This window comes from Rhizobacter sp. OV335, from assembly GCF_900142965.1.
In the GTDB taxonomy this organism is placed as follows: domain Bacteria; phylum Pseudomonadota; class Gammaproteobacteria; order Burkholderiales; family Burkholderiaceae_C; genus Rhizobacter.
Genome location: NZ_FRCQ01000002.1, coordinates 241,259 through 262,639 on the forward strand (window position 1 = coordinate 241,259; position 21,381 = coordinate 262,639).

The following is a 21,381-nucleotide window of genomic DNA, read 5'->3' on the forward strand; positions in this document are numbered from 1 at the left end:
AATCCTCCTGCATCTTCAACAGGTCACAGCATGCAGCTCGACAAGTTCGACATCGCCATCCTCGAAGCGCTGCAGCGCGACGCCCGCATCAGCATGGGCGAGCTCGGTGCGCAGGTGGGGCTGACCAGTTCGCCGTGCTGGAGCCGCATCAAGCGGCTGGAGCAGGCCGGCGTGATCGAGGGCTACTCGGTGCGCGTGAACGCGGCCGAGGTCGGGCTGCCCGACACGGTGATCGTGCAGGTCACGCTGGACAGCCATTCCGACGAGGCGCTGTTCGAGTTCGGCCGCGCGCTGGAAGCGATCCCCGAGGTGCTGGAGGCCTTCCTGGTGTCGGGCGACTACGACTACTACGTGCGCATCGCCGTCAGCGACACGCGCGACTACGAGCGCTTGCTGCGCGAGCGGCTCTACAAGATCCCGGGGATCCGGCACAGCAAGTCGAGCTTCGTGCTGCGGCAGCTGAAGCAGAGCCTGCTTCCGTTGCGCCGCTGAAGAACCGTTCGCCCTGAGCCCAAGAGGTCCTCGAAGGGACCCGGCAGTTGCAAAGAAACCCCGTTCGCCCTGAGCCTGTCGAAGGGCCTGCTCGCATCGACCAGGGCTTCGACAAGCTCAGCCCGAACGGAAACATCAGCTGCTCTTGCCCTTCTGCCACGCGATCAGCTCGCCGACGAAGCCGCGCCGGAACGCGATCACGCAGACGACGAAGATCACGCCGATGATCACCGTGACCCAGGAGCCGGCGGTGTCCGCCAGGTAGTCCTGCAGCCCGATGATCGTGAACGCGCCCAGCACCGGCCCCGCGAAGGTGCCCATGCCGCCGAGCAGCGTCATCAGGATCACCTCGCCCGACAGCGACCAGTGCACGTCCGACAGCGTCGCGAAGCCGAGCACGAAGGTCTTCATCGCACCCGCCAGCCCGGCGATGCCGGTCGACAGCACGAAGGCCAGCAGCTTGTAGCGGTCGACGTCGTAGCCGAGCGAGATCGCGCGCGGCTCGTTCTCGCGGATCGCCTTCAGCACCTGGCCGTACGGCGAGTGCACGATGCGCAGGATCAGCACGAACACCGCGACGAACACCGCCAGCACGAAGAAGTACATCGCCAGGTCGTTGGCCATCGGGATCAGGCCGAACAGCTTGCCGCGCGGCACGCCCTGCAGGCCGTCTTCGCCGCCGGTGAACGGCGCCTGCAGGCAGACGAAATAGATCATCTGCGCCATCGCGAGCGTGATCATCGCGAAGTAGATGCCCTGGCGCCGGATCGCGATCAGGCCCACCACCAGCCCGAGCGCCGCGGCCACCAGCGTGCCGGCGACGATGCCGAGCTCCGGCGTCCAGCCGGCGCTGCGCACCAGCCACCCGGTGACGTAGGCCGCCGAGCCCATGAAGGCCGCATGCCCGAACGACAGCAGGCCGGTGAAGCCCAGCAGCAGGTTGAAGGCGCACGCGAAGATCGCGAAGCACAGCGCCTTCATCATGAACACCGGGTAGATGCCGATGAACGGCGCGATCACCAGCAGCGCCAGCAGCACGCCCCAGGCGATGACGGACTTGCGCTGGAACGCGTCGTTCCTGTTCGGGGTGGACACCACGCTCACTTCTCCTTGCCGAACAGGCCGGCCGGCCGGATCACCAGCACGATCACCATGATCACGAACACCACGATGTTCGAGGCTTCGGGGTAGAACACCTTGGTCAGGCCCTCGACCAGCCCGAGCATCAGCCCCGTCAGGATCGAGCCGAGGATGGACCCCATGCCGCCGATCACCACCACCGCGAACACGACGATGATCAGGTTGCTGCCCATCAGCGGCGTGACCTGGATCACCGGTGCCGCCAGCACGCCGGCCAGCGCGGCGAGTGCCGCGCCGCCGGCATAGGTGAACATCACCATGCGCGGCACGTTGATGCCGAAGGCCTGCACCAGCGCCGGGTTCTCGGTGCCGGCGCGCAGCGTCGCGCCGAGCCGCGTCTTCTCGATCAGGAACCAGGTGCCCAGGCAGACCGTGAGCGACGCCACCACGACCCACGCACGGTAGTTCGGCAGCACCATGAAGCCCAGGTTGGTGGCGCCCTGCAGCGCCTCGGGCACGCTGACCTGCTGGCCCGACACGCCGAACCGATCGCGGAACACGCCCTCGGCGATCAGCGCCAGGCCGAAGGTCAGCAGCAGGCCGTACAGCGGGTCGAGCTTGTACAGGTGCTTGAGCAAGGTCCTCTCGATCACGACGCCGAGCGCCCCGACGATCACCGGTGCGAGCACCAGCGCGCCCCAGTAGCCGAGGCCCCATTTCTCCATCGAGAACCAGGCCACGTAGGCGCCGATCATGTAAAGCGCGCCATGGGCGAAGTTGACGATGCCCAGCAGGCCGAAGATCACCGCCAGGCCCAGGCTCAGCATCGCGTAGAACGAGCCGTTGACCAGGCCGAGCAGCAACTGGCCGGCGAAGGCCTGCAGGGGGATGCCGAAGATTTCGGTCATGGGGTCATCCCATCACTTCCAGGAAGCGCACTTGCTCTCGGCCTTGGTCGTGAACGCCGCATCGCCCTTGATGGTCTCGACCACGTTGTAGTAGTCCCACGGCTCGGTCGACTTGTCCGGCGACTTGACCTGCATCAGGTACATGTCGTGCACCATGCGGCCGTCTTCGCGCACCGTGCCGTTCTTCGCGAACATGTCGTTGACCTTGGCCTTGTGCAACTGCGCGAGCACCTTGTCGGCGTCGTCGGTGCCGGTCGTCTTGACGGCCGCCAGGTAGTTGGCCACCACCGAGTAGTCGGCCGCCTGCAGCGACGACGGCATGCGCTTGACCTTCTCGAAGAACTTGCGGCTCCAGGTGCGCGTCTCGGCATCCTTGTTCCAGTACCAGCTGTCGGTCAGGTACATGCCCTGCGTCGTCTTCAGGCCCAGCGAGTGGATGTCGTTGATGAACACCAGCAGGCCGGCCAGCTTCATCGTCTTGGTGACGCCGAACTCGTTGGCGGCCTTGATCGCGTTGATGGTGTCGCCGCCGGCGTTCGCCAGGCCCAGGATCTGCGCCTTGCTCGACTGCGCCTGCAGCAGGAACGACGAGAAGTCGCTGGCCGACAGCGGGTGCTTGACCTGGCCGGTGACCGTGCCGCCGGCCGCCTTCACGACGTTGGTGGTGTCGTTCTGCAGCGCCTGGCCGAACGCGTAGTCGGCCGTCAGGAAGTACCAGCTCTTGCCGCCGGCGCGCACCACCGCGCCGCCGGTGCCCTTGGCCAGCGCCATCGTGTCGTAGGCCCAGTGGATGGTGTACGGGCTGCACTGCTCGTTGGTCAGCGCCGAGCTGCCGGCGCCCACCGCGATGAACGGCTTCTTCTTCTCGAGCGCCACCTTGGCCATCGCCAGGCTGGTGCCGGAGTTGGTGCCGCCGATCAGCATGTCGACGCCCTGCGTGTCGAACCACTCGCGCGCCTTCGCGGCGGCCACGTCGGCCTTGTTCTGGTGGTCGGCGACGACCAGCTCGACCTTCTTGCCGTTGACCATGCCGCCGGCATCGGCGATCGCCATCTTGATGGCCTCGACGCCGGCCGGGCCGTCGATGTCGGAGTACAGGCCCGACATGTCGGTGATGAAGCCGATGCGGATCACGTCGCCCGACACCTGCGCGTGCGCAGGAACGAGGGCAGCGGTGGCGACAAGCGAGCAGGCGGCGGCGATGTGGCTCAGTTTCATGGAGGTCTCCTTGTGTGGATCGATCTTCGGGATCAGACGCCCAGGTACTCGTGGAGCTGGGCCAGGCGGGCAGGCAACTCGGCCTGGGTGAACTCTTGGATGATCTGGCCGTGCTCCATCACGAGGAAGCGGTCGGCCAGCGGCGCGGCGAAGCGGAAGTTCTGCTCCACCATCACGATCGTGTAGCCCTGGCGGCGCAGCAGCACCACCATCTCGGCGAGCTTCTGCACGATGACCGGGGCCAGGCCCTCGGAGATCTCGTCGAGCAGCAGCAGCTTGGCGCCGGTGCGCAGGATGCGCGCGACGGCCAGCATCTGCTGCTCGCCACCCGACAGCCGCGTGCCCTGGCTGCCGGCGCGCTCCTTCAGGTTCGGGAACATCGCGTAGATCTCGTCGATCGCCATGCCGCCGTCGGCCAGCTTCGGCGGCAGCAGCAGGTTCTCCTCGGCCGACAGGCTCGAGAAGATGCCGCGCTCTTCCGGGCAGTAGCCGATGCCGAGCCGCGCGATGCGGTGCGTCGGCATCGCGATGGCCTCTTGCCCGCGGATGCGGATCGAGCCCTTGCGGCTGCCGGTCAGGCCCATGATCGCGCGCAGCGTGCTGGTGCGCCCGGCGCCGTTGCGCCCGAGCAGCGTCACCACCTCGCCCTCGTCGACGTGGAAGTTCACGCCATGCAGCACGTGCGATTCGCCGTACCAGGCCTGCAGTTCGCGGACTTCGAGGAAGCGTTCGGCCATCTCAATGCGCTCCGGCGAGTTCGACGTTGGCGGTGCCCATGTAGGCCTCGACCACCGCGGGGTTCTTCGAGACCTCGCTGTACGGCCCTTCGGCCAGCGTCGCGCCACGCTGCAGCACGGTGATGGTGTCGGCGATGCTCGACACCACGCTCATGTTGTGCTCCACCATCAGGATGGTGCGGTTCGCCGACACCTTCTTGATCAGCTGGCGGATGCGGTCGACGTCTTCCAGCCCCATGCCCTGCGTCGGCTCGTCGAGCAGCATCAGCTCGGGCTCCATCGCGAGCGTGGTCGCGATCTCGAGCGCGCGCTTGCGGCCGTAGCTCAGCTCGACGGTCGGCGTGTCGGCGTACCCGGCCAGGTCGACCTCGGCCAGCAGCGCGCGGGCGCGGTCGTTCAGCCCGTGCAGCGTGCGCTCGGATTTCCAGAAGTGGAACGAGGTGCCGAGCTTTCGCTGCAGCGCGACGCGCACGTTCTCGAGCACGCTCAGGTGCGGGAACACCGCCGAAATCTGGAACGAACGGATCACGCCGCGCCGCGCGATCTGCGCCGGCTTCTCGCGCGTGATGTCGGCGCCGTTGAAGAGGATCTGGCCGCGCGTGGGCGTCAGGAACTTGGTCAGCAGGTTGAAGCAGGTCGTCTTGCCGGCGCCGTTCGGGCCGATCAGCGCGTGGATGTGACCACGCCGGACCTTCAGGTCGACCTGGTTCACCGCGACGAAGCCCTTGAACTCCTTCGTCAGCGCGCGGGTCTCGAGGATGGTGTCGGAGGTGCTTGCGGTGCTCATGGAACTTGGAACTCCTCTTCGGTGCCGCTCAGGCGGCCGGCGCGGCCATGCTGCCGCCCAGCCGCTGCGTCAGCTCGCGCGCGACGCGCATCACGGTGTCGCTCTGCTGCGCGGCGACCTGCGGGTCGAGCATCGCCTTCTGCAGGCACACGCCGACGCCGGCCACCGCCTGGCCGGACGCATCGAACACCGGCGCGCCGAAGCAGTACACGCCTTCGCGCACGCTCTCGTCGTCGATGCTGTAGCCGCGCCGGCGGATCTCGGCCAGCTCGCCGACCAGGTCGCTGCGCTGGATCGGCGCGCGGTTCATGAAGGCCGGCAACCGGGCCTGCGGAAAGTGCGTGAGCAGCCGGGCCTCGTCCAGCCAGGCGAGCATCGCCTTGCCGGTGGCCGCACGGTGCGCCGGCAGCCGCATGCCGACGGTGAATGCCAGGCCGAGCGGGCGCACGCCGTTGCGCGCGGCGACGTAGACCACGTCGGCGCCGTCGAGCACCGACAGGATCACCGTCTCGGACGGCGCCGCGCCGGCCTCGGCCCACAGCGCGGTGAACTCCTGGGCCGGGCTGGTGTGGGCGACGAACGCATGCGCCAGGCCCATCACGCGCGGGCCGATGAAGAAGCAGCCGTCGTCCTCGCGGCGCAGGTAGCCGAGCGCGCTCAGCGTGTTGCACAGGCCGTGCACGCTGCTCTTGGGCAGGCCGAGGCTGGCCGAGAGCCGCGCCAGGCTCATCGCCTCGCGCTGCTGCGCCAGCAGGTCCAGCAACGCGGCCGCCCGCGTGACGGCCGGCACCAGGGCCGGCTTGGTCGCGGGAGGGCGGGGAAGTTGGGCTTGCAGCATGCGTTGGACAGCGACGCGGCGCAGTGGGTGGGGAGACGGTGGACCGACAGGGCCGTTCAACGGGTTGAACCAGGATCGGCCCATCGAACAGCCGGCGCAGTCTAAGAGGGGTCTTTGCGCAGGTGGATGCCGGCGCGGCCGGTTCGCGGGAAAGTCCGCACAGGGTTTGCGCGAGGCGCCTCGCTTCATTTTTTTGAATGATTGCGACAAGCGTGGTGAACTTCGTCACCTCGCCTTGCTCTTAAAGTCCCTCCCCACGGGCCGATTCGACGGGCCCAAGTGCTTCAAACTGTTTCAAGGCCTTCCATGCGCGCTCCGCCCTCACGCTACGACGCCGTTGCCATCAGCTTTCACTGGCTGCTCGGGCTGGCCATCGTCGGCACGTTCTGCGTCGGGCTGTACATGAGCGGCCTGCCGTTCTCGCCGCAGCGCCTGAAGCTCTTCAACTGGCACAAGTGGTCGGGCGTGGTGATCCTCGCGCTGTCGGCGCTGCGCCTGCTGTGGCGCCTGACGCACCGCCCGCCGGCCGACCTGCCGTCGCCGGCCTGGCAGCAGCGCGCGTCGCACTGGACGCACAACCTGCTGTACCTGCTGTTCTTCGCGGTGCCGCTGGCCGGCTGGGCGTACAGCTCGGCGGCCGGCTTCCCGATCGTCGTGTTCGGGTTGCTGCCGCTGCCGGATTTCGTGCCGGCCGACAAGGCGCTGGCCGAGACCGCGAAGCAGGCCCACGCGCTGCTCGCCTATGGCCTGGCGGCGCTGGTGACGCTGCATGTGGCGGCCGCGCTGAAGCACCAGTTCATCGACCGCGACGGGCTGCTGGCTCGCATGCTGCCCGGCGGCTCGCGTTGACCCTTCACTTTCACCGGGAGACCTTCGAATGAAAACCTACCTCACCGTCGCCAGCTTCGCCGTCGCCGCCGCGTTCGCCTTCCCCGCCTGCGCCCAGGCGCAGCAGAAGGTGGTGCCGGCGCAGAGCGAGATCGCCTTCACCAGCAAGCAGATGGGCGTGCCGGTCGACGGCAAGTTCCGCAAGTTCGACGCGCAGGTCGCGTTCGACCCGAAGAAGCCCGAGGCCGCGAAGATCGGCTTCACGATCGACCTCGCGAGCGTCACGCTCGGCACCGCCGAGACCGAGGCCGAGGTCGCCAAGCCGGACTGGTTCAACACCAAGTCGTTTCCGCAGGCCACCTTCCAGTCGACCACGGTCAAGGCCACCGGCCCGGGCAAGTTCGACGTGGCCGGCAAGCTGGCGATCAAGGGCGCGAGCCACGACGTGGTCGTGCCGGTCGTGCTGACGCAGGCCGGCGGCAACACGACGGCCACCGGCAGCTTCGTGATCAAGCGCCTCGATTTCAAGATCGGCGACGGCGACTGGAAAGACACCTCGATGGTGGCCAACGACGTCACCGTCAAGTTCAAGCTCGCGCTGACCGGCGTGGGCGCCTTCTGATCTTCCGGATCCGCCGGATTCCTCTGCAGTACCTCACCCACCTCACCAGGACCATTCCCATGATGATGAAGACCCTCGTTGCCGCCGCCGCCCTCGCCGCTGCCGGCCTGGCACAAGCCGAAGCCGCGACCTACGCGATCGACCCGACCCACACCGCCGCGATCTTCGAGGCGAAGCACTTCAACACCAGCACGCTGCGTGGCCGCTTCGACAAGAAGGAAGGCACCGTCACGTTCGACAAGGCTGCCAAGACCGGCCGCGTCGAGATCACCTTCGACATGACCGCGATCAACACCGGCGTGCCGGCGCTCGACACGCACCTGAAGGGCAAGGACTTCTTCAACGCCGCCGAACAGCCGACCGCCAAGTTCGTCGGCGACAAGTTCAGCTTCGACGGCGCCGGCAAGGTGACCTCGGTCGCCGGCGCGCTGACGCTGGCCGGCAAGACCCAGCCGCTCACGCTGACGGCCGTCAACTTCAACTGCTACGAGAACCCGATGCTGAAGCGCGAAGTGTGCGGCGGCGACTTCGAGACGACGATCCAGCGCAGCCAGTGGGGCGTCAGCTACGGCCTGCAGTACGGCCTGCCGGACAACATCCACATGCTGATCCAGGTCGAAGCCGTCAAGCAGTAAGCCTCCCCCGGGGAGCCGGCGCGGCCCGCTCAGGCCGCGCTGCCCTGGAGCCGGAACACCGACACCGCGCCGGCCAGCCGCTGCGCCTGCGCGCTGAGGCTGCCGGCCGCGGCGGCCGACTCCTCGACCAGCGCGGCATTCTGCTGCGTCACGCCGTCGAGCCGCTGCACCGCGTCGTTGACCTGGCCGACGCCCTGCGTCTGCTGGCGCGTCGCGCCGCTGATCTGGCTGATCAGCGCCGACACCTGCGCGAACTGGCTGACGACGCGCTGCATCGTCGAGCCGGCCTCGCCGGCCAGCCGGTGCCCTTCCTCGATGCGCTGCGTGCTCTCGGCGACCAGGCCGCGGATCTGCCGCGCCGCCTCGGCGCAGCGCTGCGACAGCGACCGCACCTCGCCGGCCACCACCGAGAAGCCGCGGCCGTGCTCGCCCGAGCGGGCCGCCTCGACCGCCGCATTCAGCGCGAGGATGTTGGTCTGCAGCGCGATGCCGTCGATCACGCCGACGATGGTGCCGATGCGCGCCGCCGCCTCGCCGATCTCGTTCATCGTGCCGACGACCCGCGTGACGACCGTGCCGCCGTGATCGGCCACCTGCGAGGCCTCGGCCGCCGCGCTGTCGGCCTGCCGGGCGTGCTCGGCATTGCCGCGCACGCTGTTGTCGATCTGGTGCAGCGCCGCCGCGGTCTGCTGCAGGTTGGCGGCCTGCTGCTCGGTGCGGTCCGACAGATCCATGTTGCCCTGCGCGATCTGCGCGCTCGCGGTGGCGATGCCGACGGCCCCTTCGCGCACCTCGCCGACCACGCGCCGCAGGCCGGCCTGCATGTCGACCAGCGCGCGCAGCACCTGGGCCGCTTCGTCGCGCCCGCTGACCTGGATGTCGCCGCACAGGTCGCCGGTGGCGATGCGCGCGGCCACGCCGCTCGCCAGCTGCAGCGGCCGCGCCACATCGCGCTGCAGCCGCCACCACACCAGCGCGAACAGCAGGGCGCTCGCCAGCAGCGCGCCGGCCAGCACCGCGAGGGCGTGGCGGTCGTTCACCGCGACGATGTCGTCGAAGCCGGAAATCCTGTCGTCGGCGAAGGCGTTCGAGCGCTCGACGGTGCGGTCGACGCCGCGCCGGTGCGCCTCGTAGTGCACTTGCACCGCCGGCAGCGCGGCGCGTGCGGCATCGGCACGCCCCTCGTGCAGCGGCTGCAGCACCTGCGCGCGGGCGGCCTCGAAGAAGCGTTGCGCCGCTTCATGCTGCTCACCGAGCAGCTCGCGTTCCAGCCCGTACGGCGGATGGGTGCGCCAGTAGTCGACGCGGGCACGGTAGGCCTCGGCCAGTGCATCGAAACCACGCAGCGCAGCAGCAGGTGCCAGCGTGCCTTCGAGCGCCTGCGACAGCACCAGCCGCGCCTCGATCAGGTACAGCGGCGGCGGCAGCACGTCGGCGGTCACGTCCTTCGCGACGAACACCTGTCGCGCCTGCGCCTGCATGCGGTGGCTGTTCCAGCGGGCACTGCCATGCAGCACCAGCAGCGCGACCACGAACACCGCGAGAAACAGCAGCAGCACGGACTTGATCGACTTCATGGCAACACCTCGACGAACACCGGAGCCAGCCGCCCGGCGCGGGCGCTGTGTCAGGTTTTTCGACGTGCTGCCGGTCGCCTTGACCGGGTCATTTGTTCAGGATTTCAGTGCCCCCCGGCCAGCAGCGCCGCGTTGCCGCCGGCCGCCGCGGTGTTGATCGTCAGCGTCTGCTCGGCGCAGAAGCGGTAGAGGTAGTGCGGCCCGCCGGCCTTCGGGCCGGTGCCGCTCAACCCCTCGCCGCCGAACGGCTGCACGCCGACCACCGCGCCGATCATGTTGCGGTTGACGTAGACGTTGCCGATGCGCGCCGCCTGCGCAAGCCGCAGCGCGCGGCTGTCGATGCGCGTCTGGATGCCCAGCGTCAGCCCGTAGCCGAGCGCGTTGACCTGCGCGATCACGTCGGCCACGTCGCCGCGCCAGCGCACCACGTGCAGCACCGGGCCGAAGATCTCCTGGCGCACGTCGGCGATGCGCGGCAGCTCGAACGCGACCGGGGCGACGAGGCGCGGGAAGGTCGAGGTCACCGGCGCCTCGCCGATCAGCGCCGCGCTGCCGCGCAAGCGCTCGACATGGCCGCGGATGCCGGCGAAGGCCTCGTCGTCGATCACCGGGCCGACGTCGGTCGCGAGCAACGCGGGGTCGTCGACCCGCAGCTCGGCCAGCGCGCCGCGCACCATCTCGATCACGCCGTCGGCCACGCCCTCGTGCACGCACAGCAGGCGCAGCGCCGAGCAGCGCTGGCCGGCCGAGCGGAATGCGCTCTGCACCACCGCGTCGACCACCTGCTCGGGCAGCGCGGTGCTGTCGACCACCATCGCGTTGATGCCGCCGGTCTCGGCGATCAGCGGCACGATCGGGCCGTCCTTCGCGGCGAGCGCGCGGTTGATGATCTTCGCGACCGCGGTCGAGCCGGTGAAGCACACGCCCGCGGTGCGCGCATCGGCGACCAGCGCGGCGCCCACCGTCTCGCCGGAGCCGTGCAGCATCGCGAGCGCGTCGCGCGGCACGCCGGCCTCGTGCAGCAGCGCGACCATGCGCTGCGCGACAGCCGGCGTCTGCTCGGCCGGCTTGGCCGCCACCGCGTTGCCGGCCACCAGCGCGGCCACCACCTGGCCGGCGAAGATCGCGAGCGGGAAGTTCCACGGGCTGATGCAGACGAAGACGCCGCGGCCGTGCAGCTGCAGCGCGTTGCTCTCGCCGGTCGGGCCGGGCAGGGTCTGCGTGGCCAGCCGCGCCTCGGCCTGGTCGGCGTAGTAGCGACAGAAGTCGACCGCCTCGCGCACCTCGGCCACGCAATCGCCGAGCGTCTTGTGCGCCTCTTTCACGAGCAGGCCGCAGAACTCCGGCAGGCGCGCCTCGAGTGCATCGCCGGCGCGGCGCAGTGCCGTTGCGCGTTCGGCCAGCGGGGTCGCGTTCCAGGCCTCGAAGCCGGACTGCAGGCGCGTCATCGCGTCGCCGACGTCAGCCACCGTCGATTCGCGCACCGGCTCGACGCTGGTCGCGGCCAGCGCCGCGTCCAAGGGCGCGCGCTCCTCGACGCAGGCCAGGTCGGCACCGCGCGAGTTGACGCGCCCGCCTTCACCGTACAGCGCGCGCGGCAGCGGCTGGCCGATCGCGGCCGCCGGTGTCAGCGGCGACGCGAGCAGCAGGTCGACCGGCACCTCGTCGTCCGACAGCTGGTGCACGAACGATGAATTGGCACCGTTCTCCAGCAGCCGGCGCACCAGGTAGGCCAGCAGGTCGCGGTGCTCGCCGACCGGCGCATAGACGCGCACCGGGATGTTGGCGTCGCGCATCACCTCGCGGTACACGCCCTCGCCCATGCCGTGCAGCCGCTGCATCTCAAACGGCGCGCCGGCCGCCCGCGCCATCTGCACGATCGCCGCGATGGTGCCGGCGTTGTGCGTCGCGAACTGCGGGTAGATCACCTCCGCATGGCCGATCAGCGCGCGCGCGCAGGCCAGGTACGAGATGTCGGTGTGGTGCTTGTGCGTGAACACCGGGTAGCCGGCCAGGCCCTGTTCCTGCGCGCGCTTGATCTCGCCGTCCCAGTAGGCGCCCTTGACCAGCCGCACCATGAACTTCAGGCCGTGCCGGCGTGCGATGCGGGCGACTTCGTCGACCACCTGCAGCGCCCGCGTCTGGTAGGCCTGCACCGCGAGGCCGAAGCCGCGCCACTGCGGATATTGCTGCGCGATGCGCTCGGCCAGCGCGTCCAGCACGTCGAGCGACAGCTCGAGCCGGTCGCTCTCTTCCGCATCGATCGTCAGGTTGATGTTGGCGCACGCCGCCTGCTCGATCAGCTGCCACACGCGCGGCAACAGCCCGGCGCCGACGCGCTCGCGCTGCGCGTCTTCATAGCGCGAGAACAGCGCGCTGAGCTTGATCGAGATGCCGTCGGCCGATTCGGGTCCGGCCGCGACCCGGCTACCACCGATCGCGTCGATCGCCTTCGCATACGAGGCCAGGTAGCGCCGGGCATCGGCCTCGGTGCGCGCACCCTCGCCGAGCATGTCGTAGCTGAAGCGCAGGCCGGCCTGCTGCTTGCGCGCCGATGCCGCCTCGCCCATCGCTTCGGCGATGTCGCGGCCGAGCACGAACTGCCGGCCGAGCAGCTGGATCGCGCGCACCGTCGCGGCCACCACCGTCTGCGCGCCCAGGCGCTTGAACAAGCCGGCCTCCGCGTCGGCCTGCGGCAGGAACTTCTTCGACAACGAGATCGCGCTGGCCGACAGGCTCGCCAGCATCTGGTGCGGCCCGCCCGACGAGCCGTCGAACTCGGCCTTGCCGAGCTGGTCGGCGGTCAGCGCGATCGCGGTCTCGGCATCGGGCACGCGCAACAGCGCCTCGGCCAACCGCATCAGCGCCAGGCCCTCGGCGCTGGAGATCGGGTATTCCCGCAGCAGCGACTCCATCGCCCAGAACGGTGCCGGCTTGTCGCGCACCGCCTGCACCCAGGGCCGCGCGGCGGCCTGGACAGCCGCCCAGTCGAGCGCCTGCGCAAGGGGTGGCGTCAGGCTTGCTAACAACTCCAGTTCAGGGCGATATGGGTAGGGCAGGCGGGCGCGAGCCGGCGGCAAAAACATCATCAAAGGTCACCATTGGTGTTAGTTCTACTAGCGTATCTGCGGACTACATGAATTAATCACCGACAAAAAGCCAGTCTCCGAATTCATTCACCATGAAAACCAATCACAGCCTGCCCGCCACGCTGGACAAGATCGACGCCCGGATCCTGGGCGCGCTGCAGCAGGACGGGCGCATCTCGAACCTGAAGTTGGCCGAGACGGTGCACTTGTCGCCGACGGCCGTGCTGGAGCGGGTGAAGCGCTTGACGCGCGACGGCTTCATCCTCGGCTACGAGGCCCGATTGAACCCCGACAAGCTCGGCGCGGGAATGATGGTCTTCATCGAGGTGGTGCTCGACCGCACGACGCCGGACGTGATGAAGGCCTTCAAGGCGGCAGTGCAGGTGCGGCCCGAGATCCTCGAATGCCACCTGGTGGCCGGCGGTTTCGACTACCTGATCAAGACGCGCGTGGCCGACATGGGCTCGTACCGCGAGCTGATCGGCTCGGTGATCTGGAGCCTGCCGGGGGTGCGGGAGACGCACACGTATGCGGTGATGGAAGAGGTGAAGAACACGACGGCGCTACCGATCTGATACAGCCCGGCTGCCGAAGATCGCGCTGCCGACGCGCACCATCGTCGCGCCCTCGGCCACGGCCGCATCGAGATCGGCCGACATGCCCATCGACAGCGTGTCGAGCGCCAGGCCCTCGGCCTTCAGTTGCTCCAGCAACTCCCGCAACGCCCGGTGCGGCGCGCGTTGGCCCTCGAGATCGCCGGCCGGCTCGGGAATCGCCATCAGCCCACGCAACCGCACCCCGGGCAGCGCCGCGACCTGCCGAGCCACCTCGGCCACCTCGTCCGGCGCCAGCCCGCTCTTGCTCGCCTCCCCGCTGATGTTCACCTGCAGGCACAACTGCAGCGGCGCCAGCTGAGCCGGCCGCTGCTCGCTCAGCCGCTGCGCGATCTTCAGCCGGTCGACCGAATGCACCCAGTCGAACTGCTCGGCGACGACGCGCGTCTTGTTGCTCTGCAGCGGGCCGATCAGGTGCCATTCGACGTCGGCTCGCAGCTCGGCGAGCGCCGCGATCTTGTCGATGCCCTCTTGCACGTAGTTCTCGCCGAAGCGGCATTCGCCCGCCGCGAAGGCCTCGCGCACCGCGTCCGGCCCGAAAGTTTTGGTAACAACCAGCAGCGTGACGCTTCGCACGGGCCGTTGCGAGAGCGCACATGCCCGCGAGATGCGCTGGTGCACTTGTTGTATGTTCGAAGCAATCGTCGCCATAATTCCCCGAGCCTATCCCAAGCTACCAGGGACACCCGGGAACAGGCGGCGCCGCGAGCCCCGCCGACGAGGTGGCCGCTCACAACCCATTACAAGCACCCCATGGACATCACCCAACTGCTCGCGTTCTCGGTCAAGAACAAGGCCTCCGACCTTCACTTGTCGGCAGGGCTGCCGCCGATGATCCGCGTGCACGGCGATGTGCGTCGCATCAATGTCGATCCGCTCGAGCACAAGCAGGTGCACGAAATGGTCTACGACATCATGAACGACTCGCAGCGCAAGAATTACGAAGAAACGCTCGAGTGCGACTTCTCGTTCGAGATCCAGGGCCTGGCCCGCTTCCGGGTCAACGCCTTCAACCAGAACCGCGGCGCCGGCGCCGTGTTCCGGACCATTCCGTCGAAGATCCTGACGCTGGAGCAGCTCAACACCCCGAAGGTGTTCGCCGAGCTCGCGCTGAAGCCGCGCGGCCTGGTGCTCGTCACCGGCCCGACCGGCTCGGGCAAGTCGACCACGCTGGCCGCGATGGTCAACCACCTGAACGAAAACGAGTACGGCCACGTGCTGACGGTCGAGGACCCGATCGAGTTCGTGCACGAATCCAAGAAGTGCCTGATCAACCAGCGCGAGGTCGGCCCGCACACGCTGAGCTTCGCGAACGCGCTGCGCTCGGCGCTGCGCGAAGACCCGGACTGCATCCTGGTCGGCGAAATGCGCGACCTGGAAACCATCCGCCTCGCGCTGACCGCCGCCGAAACGGGCCACCTGGTGTTCGGCACGCTGCACACCAGTTCGGCCGCCAAGACGATCGACCGCGTGGTCGACGTGTTCCCGGCCGCCGAAAAGGAAATGGTGCGCTCGATGCTGTCGGAATCGCTGATCGGCGTGATCTCGCAGACGCTGTGCAAGCTGAAGGACGGCAGCGGCCGTGCCGCGGCGCACGAGATCATGCTGGGCACCGCGGCCATCCGTAACCTGATCCGCGAGAACAAGATCGCGCAGATGTATTCGTCGATCCAGACCGGCAACACGGTGGGCATGCAGACGCTCGACCAGAACCTGTCGGACCTGGTTCGCCGCAACATCATCTCGCCGGCCGAAGCGCGCTCGAAGGCGAAGTTCCCCGAAAACTTCCCCGGCTGACCGGCCACAACCCGCCACCCGCCTCGATCCGTCCGCCCCAGGTGCCGCGTGAAACGACTCTTTGATCGCCTGAAGCGTGGCGGCGACGACGCGCGCGCGGTCTCGAAGGAGGACGCGGGCCTCGGCGAATCCGGCTTCTTCTCGACCCAGTTCGCCGACCGCGCCGAAGACACCCAGGCGCTGGCCACCTGGGCCGCGCGCGCGCCGACGGTCGGCGCCACCCCGATCGAGCGCCAGCAGGCCGAGCCGCTGTTCGCCAGGCTGTGGGGTGCCGACCGCTACGTGGCCGCGCTCAGCCCGGACGAGCTGCAGCGCATGAGCCAGTACCTGCAGTTCGTGCAGGTGCCGGCCAACAAGGAAGTGATCGGCCAGGACGAGCAGGGCGACTACATGCTGATCGTGCTCGACGGCACGCTGGCGGTCGACCGCATCCAGCCCTGGGGCGGACGCGCCCGGCTGGCCGAGGCGCGGGCCGGCGACATGCTGGGCGAGATGTCGCTGCTCGACGCGGGCGCCCGCTTCTCCGCCTGCACCACGCTGACGCCGTGTACCCTCGCGGTGGTGGATGCGCAGCGATTGGATGAGATGATCATGTTCGAGCCGCGACTCGGCCTGGCCCTGCTGGCCTCGCTGTCGCGGCGTTTGTCATTGCGTTTGCGGCAGGTCAGCGCCCGGCTGAGTGCCTTGTTGTCCAGCACCTGACGGGCCAGAGGAAGCATCATGGAAAGAGACCAGGCATCGAAATTCGTCAACGACCTGCTGCGCCTGATGGTGTCGCGCAACGGGTCCGACTTGTTCCTCACCGCGGACTTCCCGCCGGCCATCAAGGTCGACGGCAAGGTCACCAAGGTGTCGCCGCAGCCGCTGACCGGCCAGCACACGCTGGCGCTGACGCGCGCGGTGATGAACGACAAGCAGGCCGCCGAGTTCGAGCGCACCAAGGAGTGCAACTTCGCGATCTCTCCGCAGGGCATCGGCCGCTTCCGGGTCAACGCCTTCGTGCAGCAGGGCCACGTCGGGCTGGTGATGCGGACGATTCCGCAGACGCTGCCGACCATCGACAGCCTGAACCTGCCGCAGGTGCTGAAAGACGTGACGATGACCAAGCGCGGTCTCGTGATCTTCGTCGGCGCCACCGGCTCGGGCAAGAGCACCTCGCTGGCGGCGATGGTCGATTTCCGCAACGAGAACTCGTACGGCCACATCATCACGATCGAAGACCCGGTCGAGTTCGTGCACCCGCACAAGAACTGCATCATCACGCAGCGCGAGGTCGGCCTCGACACCGAAGGCTGGGGCCAGGCGCTGAAGAACACGCTGCGCCAGGCACCCGACGTGATCCTGATGGGCGAAATCCGCGACCGCGAGACCATGGAGCACGCGGTGGCCTTCGCTGAAACCGGCCACCTGTGCATGGCCACGCTGCACGCCAACAGCGCCAACCAGGCGCTCGACCGGATCATCAACTTCTTCCCCGAAGAGCGCCGCGCCCAGCTGCTGATGGACTTGTCGCTGAACCTGAAGTCGCTGGTGTCGCAGCGGCTGCTGCCGCGCCAGGAAGGGCGCGGGCGGATCGCCGCGGTCGAGATCATGCTGAACACGCCGCTGATCTCCGAGCTGATCTTCAAGGGCGAGGTCTCCGAGATCAAGGAGATCATGAAGAAGTCGCGCGAGCTGGGCATGCAGACCTTCGACCAGAGCCTGTTCGACCTGTATGAGAACCACCTGGTGACCTACGAAGACGCGCTGCGCAATGCCGACTCGGTGAACGACCTGCGGCTGCAGATCAAGCTGAACAGCAACCGCGCGCGCAGCAGCGACCTGTCCGCCGGCACCGAGCACCTGACCATCGTCTGAGGACACGCCCGCGATGAGCACCAAGACCTACGAGCCGATTGCCGCGCAGACCGTGGCCTTTCTGGGCCTGGGCGTGATGGGCCACCCGATGGCCGGGCACCTGGCCCGCGCCGGGCACCGCGTGACCGTCTACAACCGCACCGCGGCCAAGGCGGCGCAGTGGGCGAAGGAGTACGGCGGCGCGAGCGCCCCCACCCCGAAAGCCGCGGCGGCCGGCGCCGACCTGGTGTTCGCCTGCGTCGGCAACGATGACGACCTGCGCGCCGTGACGACCGGGCCCGACGGCGCCTTCGCCGGCATGAAGCCGGGCGCGATCTTCGTCGACCACACCACCGCGTCGGCCGAGGTGGCGCGCGAGCTCGACGTGGCGGCCCGCGCGCTCGGCCTGCGCTTCATCGATGCGCCGGTGTCCGGCGGCAACCTGGGCGCGATCAACGGCGCGCTGACCGTGATGTGCGGTGGCGACGCTGCCGCGTTCGCGAAGGCCCAGCCGGTCGCGATGGCCTTTGCCAAGGCCGTCACGCTGCTCGGCGAGAGCGGCGCCGGCCAGCTGGCGAAGATGGTGAACCAGATCTGCATCGCCGGGCTCGTGCAGGGCCTGGCGGAGGCGGTCGCGTTCGGCCAGAAGGCCGGGCTCGACATGAAGGCCGTGCTCGGCGTGATCGGCAAGGGCGCCGCGCAGAGCTGGCAGATGGACAACCGCGGGCCGACGATGATCGACGGCAAGTTCGATTTCGGCTTCGCGGTCGACTGGATGCGCAAGGACCTGGGCCTGGTGCTCGACGAGGCCAAGCGCAACGGCGCGCGGCTACCGGTCACGGCGCTGGTCGACCAGTTCTATGCCGACGTGCAGGCCACCGGCGGCCAGCGCTGGGATACGTCCAGCCTCATCACGAGGCTGAAGTAAGCCTCATCAGGGCTTGTTCGACGACGTCGCCGGCTTCGGCGGTTCGGCCGGACGCAGCCGTGCCAGTTCGTCTTCGGTGACGACCTCGAACACACGCACCACCTTCTGCACGCCGCTGATGCTGCGCGCCAGGTCGGTCGCGCGGTCGGCCTCGCGCTGCGTGACGATGCCCATCAGGTAGACGGTGCCGCGCTCGGTGACCACCTTGAAGGCATTGGCCATCACGTCGCGCGCATCGATCAGCGTCGCCTTGACCTTGCTGGTGAGCAGCGCATCGCTCGCGCCGCTGCGGCTGAAGGTGTTGCTGCCGGCCAGCGAGACCTCGTTGACGACGGTGCGCACGTTCTCGAGCTGCGTCACGGCCTGCTCGACGGCGGCCTTCTCGGTGTCGGTCTGCACCTCGCCGGTCAGCAGCACCATGCGGTTGTAGCTGGTGACGCTGACGCGCGACTTCTGTTGATCGGTGACCTCGGCGATCCGCTTGCCGGCCTTCAGTTCGATCGACTGGTCTTCGAGCTGCGCGCCGGAGGTGCGGCGGTCGGTGGCGACCAATGTGCCGCCGACCATTGCGCCGCCGATGAAGAGGGCGGCGCAGCCGGACAGGCTGGCAGCGGCGACGACCGCCGCGACGACGACGGTGAAGGGAGAGAGGCGAGAGACGAGAAGCTTCATGTGTTTTCCTGTTCACCCAGCAATTGCAGATCGACCGCGTCGCACAGGCAATGCAGCGCGAGGATGTGGACTTCCTGGATGCGCGCGGTGCGTTCGTGCGGCACGCAGATGTGGACGTCGGTTTCGGTGAGTTCGGCCGCCATCTTGCCGCCGCCGCGGCCGGTCAGCGCGACCACGGTCATCTCCTTCGCGTGGGCCGCCTCGACGGCGGCCAGCACGTTGGCGGAGTTGCCGCTGGTGGTGATCGCGATCAGCACGTCGCCGGGGGCGCCGAGCGCCTGCACCTGCTTCGAGAAGATCACGTTGAAATCGTAGTCGTTGCCGATCGCCGTGAGGATCGAGGAGTCGGTCGTCAGCGCGATCGCGGCGAGGCCGGGGCGTTCGCGCTCGAAGCGGCCGATGAACTCGGCGGCAAAGTGCTGGGCGTCGCTGGCGGAGCCGCCGTTGCCGCAGGCGAGCACCTTGCCGCCGGCGGTGATGCAGCCGACCACGGCACTGACGGCATCGGCAATCGGACGGGAGAGGATTTCAGCGGCCGCGTACTTCAGGTCGGCGCTGTCGAAGAACTGTTGCTGGATTCGTTGTTCGAGCATGGGCATGGATCATATGACACGGGTGCACCAGCTTGGTTCCGAGGGGTGTGATTGCCCGCTCAAGCCTTGGGTGGGCCCTCTCTCAACCGGTGTCGAAGGCCGCGCGCAGCCAATCGAGCTGCTCGCCGTCGATGGCCACGACGTCAAAGCGGCAGGGCGGCAGCGTCGGGTACGTGCGCAGGAAATGATGCGCCGCGAAGATGACACGACGCTGCTTGACAGCCCCGACGCTCGCCGCCGCACCGCCATGGCCGAGCCGGGCGCGGGCGCGCACCTCGACGAACACCAGCGTGCCGTCACGATCGCGCAGGATCAGGTCGACTTCACCCCCGCGGGCGCGCGGGCCGGCGGCGACCCGATAATTGCGCCGCACCAGCACGAGGCCGTGGCGCAGCAGGTGCGCGAGCGCCCGTGCCTCGCCGTCGTCTCCCACCTCCTTCGTCGTCTGGACCATCGTGACCCTGGATTCATCGTTGTTGCTGAAGGCGGCCGAGGCCGCGGCGGGGGCACAGCAGTATCCCGCCGGCACGCTGTACGTCGTCGCGACGCCGATCGGCAACCTGGCCGACATCACGCTGCGCGCGATCCACGTGCTGTCGCTGGTCGACGCGGTGGCCTGCGAGGACACGCGGCACAGCGCGCAACTGATGCGGCACCTCGGACTCGACAAGCCGCTGCTGGCGGTGCACGAGCACAACGAGCGCGAAGCGGCGCAGGCGGTGGTGGCGCGGCTGGGGCGCGGCGAGCGGGTGGCGTATGTGAGCGATGCGGGGACGCCGGCGGTGAGCGACCCGGGCGCGGTGCTGGTCGCTGCGGCGCAGGCGGCGGGTCATCGGTGTGTTCCTCTTCCGGGTGCCAGCAGCGCGTTGGTCGCGTTGAGCGTGGCGGGGGACACCGTCACCGGCGGCTTCGAGTTCGTCGGGTTCCTGCCGGCGAAGGGCGCTGAGCGGCAACGTGCACTGGCCGCCGTGGCAGCGCGTGCGTCGGCGCAAGTGCTGTTCGAGGCGCCGCACCGCATCGAGGCATTGGCTACCGCCTTGGCCGGCGCGTGCGGTGCGCGGCCGCTGACCGTGTGCCGCGAACTGACGAAGCAGTTCGAAAACGTCGCGACGATGCCGGCCGACCAACTGCCGGCGTGGCTTGCCGCGGATGCCAACCGTGTGCGGGGCGAGTTCGTGCTGGTGCTCCATGGCCAGGCGGTGAGCAGCGGCGATGATGAAGCCCGCGCCACCGCGACGTTGCAGACGCTGCTCGCGGAGTTGCCCCTCAAGCAGGCCGTGTCGCTCGCGGCCAGCCTGACGGGGCAAGCCCGCAATGTGCTCTACGAGCATGCGCTGCGATTGAAACGCGAACTTGAATAACGCTACTGCTGGCGGCGCTGATACGACAACTTGTGGACAAGCGCACTGGCGCCGGTGGATGAGCTTGTGTCACCGATCTCTTTCGCCTTGGCCGCCAGCGCATCTCGCTTTTGCCGAAGCAGCCTCAGACGACCTTCCTCCGCTTTGAGTTGCTGTTTGAGCCCGCCAATCTTCTCTCGTTGAAAGTGGATCTTTTGTTCCAAGCGCTCATCGACCGGCTCATTCAGCTCCGCCGTCAAGATTTCCATCTGCTCAGGTATGACAACGCCGGGCGTCCGACTCCGGGTCTTGATCCTCGGGCTCGATTTGCCCTTCGGTGTCGAGGGTGCGTGCTCTTGCGAGCTTGGAAGCACTTTCCGTGTGCCACTTTGGACTCCCTTGCCAGATGACAGCTTTAGGTCGGCTGGTTCTTTTCTCGGGGTTTTTTCCGCGTCGGCCCCAGCAGTCACCTCCCGCGGCAACTTCTTTTCATAGTCCTTGACTTGCCGCTGCTGCCTGGGAGTCAATTGGCCGAAATTCAATTCGCCTTTGTCCCAGGCCACCGATTGCGCCTCGGTCAACGGCACACAGTCTTTGAAGTTCGGGATGCTCTTCGCAGATTTCCCACGAACCTCCCGAATGGACAGCCTACTTTTCCGCTTCTCTTCATTCTTTCCCGGCGAAGTGCCGTGAGTGAACTTTCCGCGAGGGGGCTGCGTTTCTTTCATAGCTGTGACTCCTGACAAGGATTGCGACTGGTGTGAGCGTCTGGACAAGCTTTCACTGATAT

Annotated in this window: 23 protein-coding genes; 10 read left to right on the plus strand and 13 right to left on the minus strand. The window is 68.2% G+C overall.

Features of this window, described 5'->3' with window-relative positions; all coding sequences use genetic code 11:
• The first annotated feature begins 30 nt into the window (after positions 1 to 30).
• Positions 31 to 492: an Lrp/AsnC family transcriptional regulator gene (locus tag BUE42_RS02925; protein WP_073462596.1), complete on the plus strand. Its 462-nt coding sequence runs from the start codon at positions 31 to 33 to the stop codon at positions 490 to 492.
• 135 nt (positions 493 to 627) lie between these two features.
• Here BUE42_RS02925 and BUE42_RS02930 read toward each other — a convergent pair whose 3' ends face one another.
• From BUE42_RS02930 to BUE42_RS02955, 6 genes are read right to left on the minus strand one after another with little or no spacing between them, the layout of a single operon-like run.
• Complete coding sequence (locus BUE42_RS02930) at positions 628 to 1,587, minus strand: branched-chain amino acid ABC transporter permease (protein WP_073462780.1); 960 nt, start codon at positions 1,585 to 1,587, stop codon at positions 628 to 630.
• Between the two features lie 5 nt (positions 1,588 to 1,592).
• On the minus strand, positions 1,593 to 2,480 hold the full coding sequence (locus BUE42_RS02935) for a branched-chain amino acid ABC transporter permease (protein ID WP_073462597.1): 888 nt from the start codon (positions 2,478 to 2,480) through the stop codon (positions 1,593 to 1,595).
• A gap of 12 nt (positions 2,481 to 2,492) precedes the next feature.
• Complete coding sequence (locus BUE42_RS02940) at positions 2,493 to 3,698, minus strand: ABC transporter substrate-binding protein (protein ID WP_073462598.1); 1,206 nt, start codon at positions 3,696 to 3,698, stop codon at positions 2,493 to 2,495.
• 32 nt (positions 3,699 to 3,730) lie between these two features.
• The gene (locus tag BUE42_RS02945) at positions 3,731 to 4,435 is read right to left on the minus strand and encodes an ABC transporter ATP-binding protein (protein ID WP_073462599.1); all 705 of its coding nucleotides are present in this window, start codon (positions 4,433 to 4,435) and stop codon (positions 3,731 to 3,733) included.
• A gap of 1 nt (position 4,436) precedes the next feature.
• Complete coding sequence (locus BUE42_RS02950) at positions 4,437 to 5,222, minus strand: ABC transporter ATP-binding protein (RefSeq protein ID WP_073462600.1); 786 nt, start codon at positions 5,220 to 5,222, stop codon at positions 4,437 to 4,439.
• A 28-nt stretch (positions 5,223 to 5,250) separates the two neighbouring features.
• Positions 5,251 to 6,060, minus strand: coding sequence for an IclR family transcriptional regulator (locus BUE42_RS02955; RefSeq protein ID WP_073462601.1), 810 nt, complete (start codon positions 6,058 to 6,060; stop codon positions 5,251 to 5,253).
• A 306-nt stretch (positions 6,061 to 6,366) separates the two neighbouring features.
• On the opposite strand from BUE42_RS02955, the gene BUE42_RS02960 reads away from it, so the two are divergent.
• The 3 genes from BUE42_RS02960 to BUE42_RS02970 all read left to right on the plus strand — a co-directional run bounded on the left by BUE42_RS02960 (position 6,367) and on the right by BUE42_RS02970 (position 8,145).
• Entirely contained in the window at positions 6,367 to 6,909 is a 543-nt protein-coding gene (locus BUE42_RS02960; RefSeq protein WP_073462602.1) for a cytochrome b, read from the plus strand.
• A gap of 28 nt (positions 6,910 to 6,937) precedes the next feature.
• Complete coding sequence (locus BUE42_RS02965) at positions 6,938 to 7,510, plus strand: YceI family protein (protein WP_073462603.1); 573 nt, start codon at positions 6,938 to 6,940, stop codon at positions 7,508 to 7,510.
• Between the two features lie 62 nt (positions 7,511 to 7,572).
• Positions 7,573 to 8,145 carry a YceI family protein gene (locus BUE42_RS02970; protein WP_073462782.1) on the plus strand — a complete coding sequence of 191 codons (573 nt, stop codon included), beginning with the start codon at positions 7,573 to 7,575 and terminating at the stop codon, positions 8,143 to 8,145.
• A 29-nt stretch (positions 8,146 to 8,174) separates the two neighbouring features.
• Here the strand turns inward: BUE42_RS02970 and BUE42_RS02975 are convergent, their stop codons facing one another.
• Positions 8,175 to 9,722 carry a methyl-accepting chemotaxis protein gene (locus BUE42_RS02975; protein WP_073462604.1) on the minus strand — a complete coding sequence of 516 codons (1,548 nt, stop codon included), beginning with the start codon at positions 9,720 to 9,722 and terminating at the stop codon, positions 8,175 to 8,177.
• A 104-nt stretch (positions 9,723 to 9,826) separates the two neighbouring features.
• Positions 9,827 to 12,808, minus strand: coding sequence for an L-glutamate gamma-semialdehyde dehydrogenase (locus BUE42_RS02980; RefSeq protein ID WP_073462605.1), 2,982 nt, complete (start codon positions 12,806 to 12,808; stop codon positions 9,827 to 9,829).
• Positions 12,809 to 12,903: 95 nt separating this feature from the next.
• Between BUE42_RS02980 and BUE42_RS02985 the strand changes: the two genes are divergently transcribed.
• A complete protein-coding gene (locus tag BUE42_RS02985) occupies positions 12,904 to 13,386 on the plus strand; it encodes an Lrp/AsnC ligand binding domain-containing protein (RefSeq protein ID WP_056804268.1) in 483 nt (160 codons plus the stop codon).
• Here BUE42_RS02985 and BUE42_RS02990 read toward each other — a convergent pair.
• Positions 13,375 to 14,076, minus strand: a complete 702-nt coding sequence (locus BUE42_RS02990; protein ID WP_073462606.1) for a YggS family pyridoxal phosphate-dependent enzyme — start codon at positions 14,074 to 14,076, stop codon at positions 13,375 to 13,377. The genes BUE42_RS02985 and BUE42_RS02990 overlap by 12 nt on opposite strands.
• A 102-nt stretch (positions 14,077 to 14,178) precedes the next feature.
• On the opposite strand from BUE42_RS02990, the gene BUE42_RS02995 reads away from it, so the two are divergent.
• The 4 genes from BUE42_RS02995 to BUE42_RS03010 are packed head-to-tail and all read left to right on the plus strand — an operon-like array spanning position 14,179 to position 17,986.
• Positions 14,179 to 15,222, plus strand: coding sequence for a type IV pilus twitching motility protein PilT (locus BUE42_RS02995; RefSeq protein ID WP_073462607.1), 1,044 nt, complete (start codon positions 14,179 to 14,181; stop codon positions 15,220 to 15,222).
• Positions 15,223 to 15,270: 48 nt separating this feature from the next.
• Complete coding sequence (locus tag BUE42_RS03000) at positions 15,271 to 15,924, plus strand: cyclic nucleotide-binding domain-containing protein (RefSeq protein WP_083613840.1); 654 nt, start codon at positions 15,271 to 15,273, stop codon at positions 15,922 to 15,924.
• A gap of 18 nt (positions 15,925 to 15,942) precedes the next feature.
• A complete protein-coding gene (locus BUE42_RS03005; RefSeq protein ID WP_073462608.1) occupies positions 15,943 to 17,079 on the plus strand; it encodes a PilT/PilU family type 4a pilus ATPase in 1,137 nt (378 codons plus the stop codon).
• A gap of 13 nt (positions 17,080 to 17,092) precedes the next feature.
• A complete protein-coding gene (locus tag BUE42_RS03010; protein WP_073462609.1) occupies positions 17,093 to 17,986 on the plus strand; it encodes an NAD(P)-dependent oxidoreductase in 894 nt (297 codons plus the stop codon).
• A 6-nt stretch (positions 17,987 to 17,992) separates the two neighbouring features.
• Here the strand turns inward: BUE42_RS03010 and BUE42_RS03015 are convergent, their stop codons facing one another.
• The 3 genes from BUE42_RS03015 to BUE42_RS03025 all read right to left on the minus strand — a co-directional run bounded on the left by BUE42_RS03015 (position 17,993) and on the right by BUE42_RS03025 (position 19,705).
• The gene (locus tag BUE42_RS03015) at positions 17,993 to 18,658 is read right to left on the minus strand and encodes a BON domain-containing protein (protein ID WP_073462610.1); all 666 of its coding nucleotides are present in this window, start codon (positions 18,656 to 18,658) and stop codon (positions 17,993 to 17,995) included.
• Entirely contained in the window at positions 18,655 to 19,251 is a 597-nt protein-coding gene (locus tag BUE42_RS03020; RefSeq protein WP_073462611.1) for a phosphoheptose isomerase, read from the minus strand. The genes BUE42_RS03015 and BUE42_RS03020 overlap by 4 nt, the downstream gene beginning before the upstream one ends.
• Before the next feature lie 82 nt (positions 19,252 to 19,333).
• The gene (locus BUE42_RS03025; protein ID WP_073462612.1) at positions 19,334 to 19,705 is read right to left on the minus strand and encodes a YraN family protein; all 372 of its coding nucleotides are present in this window, start codon (positions 19,703 to 19,705) and stop codon (positions 19,334 to 19,336) included.
• A 1-nt stretch (position 19,706) separates the two neighbouring features.
• On the opposite strand from BUE42_RS03025, the gene rsmI reads away from it, so the two are divergent.
• Entirely contained in the window at positions 19,707 to 20,612 is a 906-nt protein-coding gene (rsmI, locus tag BUE42_RS03030; protein WP_073462613.1) for a 16S rRNA (cytidine(1402)-2'-O)-methyltransferase, read from the plus strand.
• Between the two features lie 2 nt (positions 20,613 to 20,614).
• On the opposite strand, the gene BUE42_RS31910 is transcribed toward rsmI, so the two are convergent.
• The gene (locus BUE42_RS31910; RefSeq protein ID WP_143171272.1) at positions 20,615 to 21,319 is read right to left on the minus strand and encodes a hypothetical protein; all 705 of its coding nucleotides are present in this window, start codon (positions 21,317 to 21,319) and stop codon (positions 20,615 to 20,617) included.
• Positions 21,320 to 21,381 lie beyond the last annotated feature (62 nt).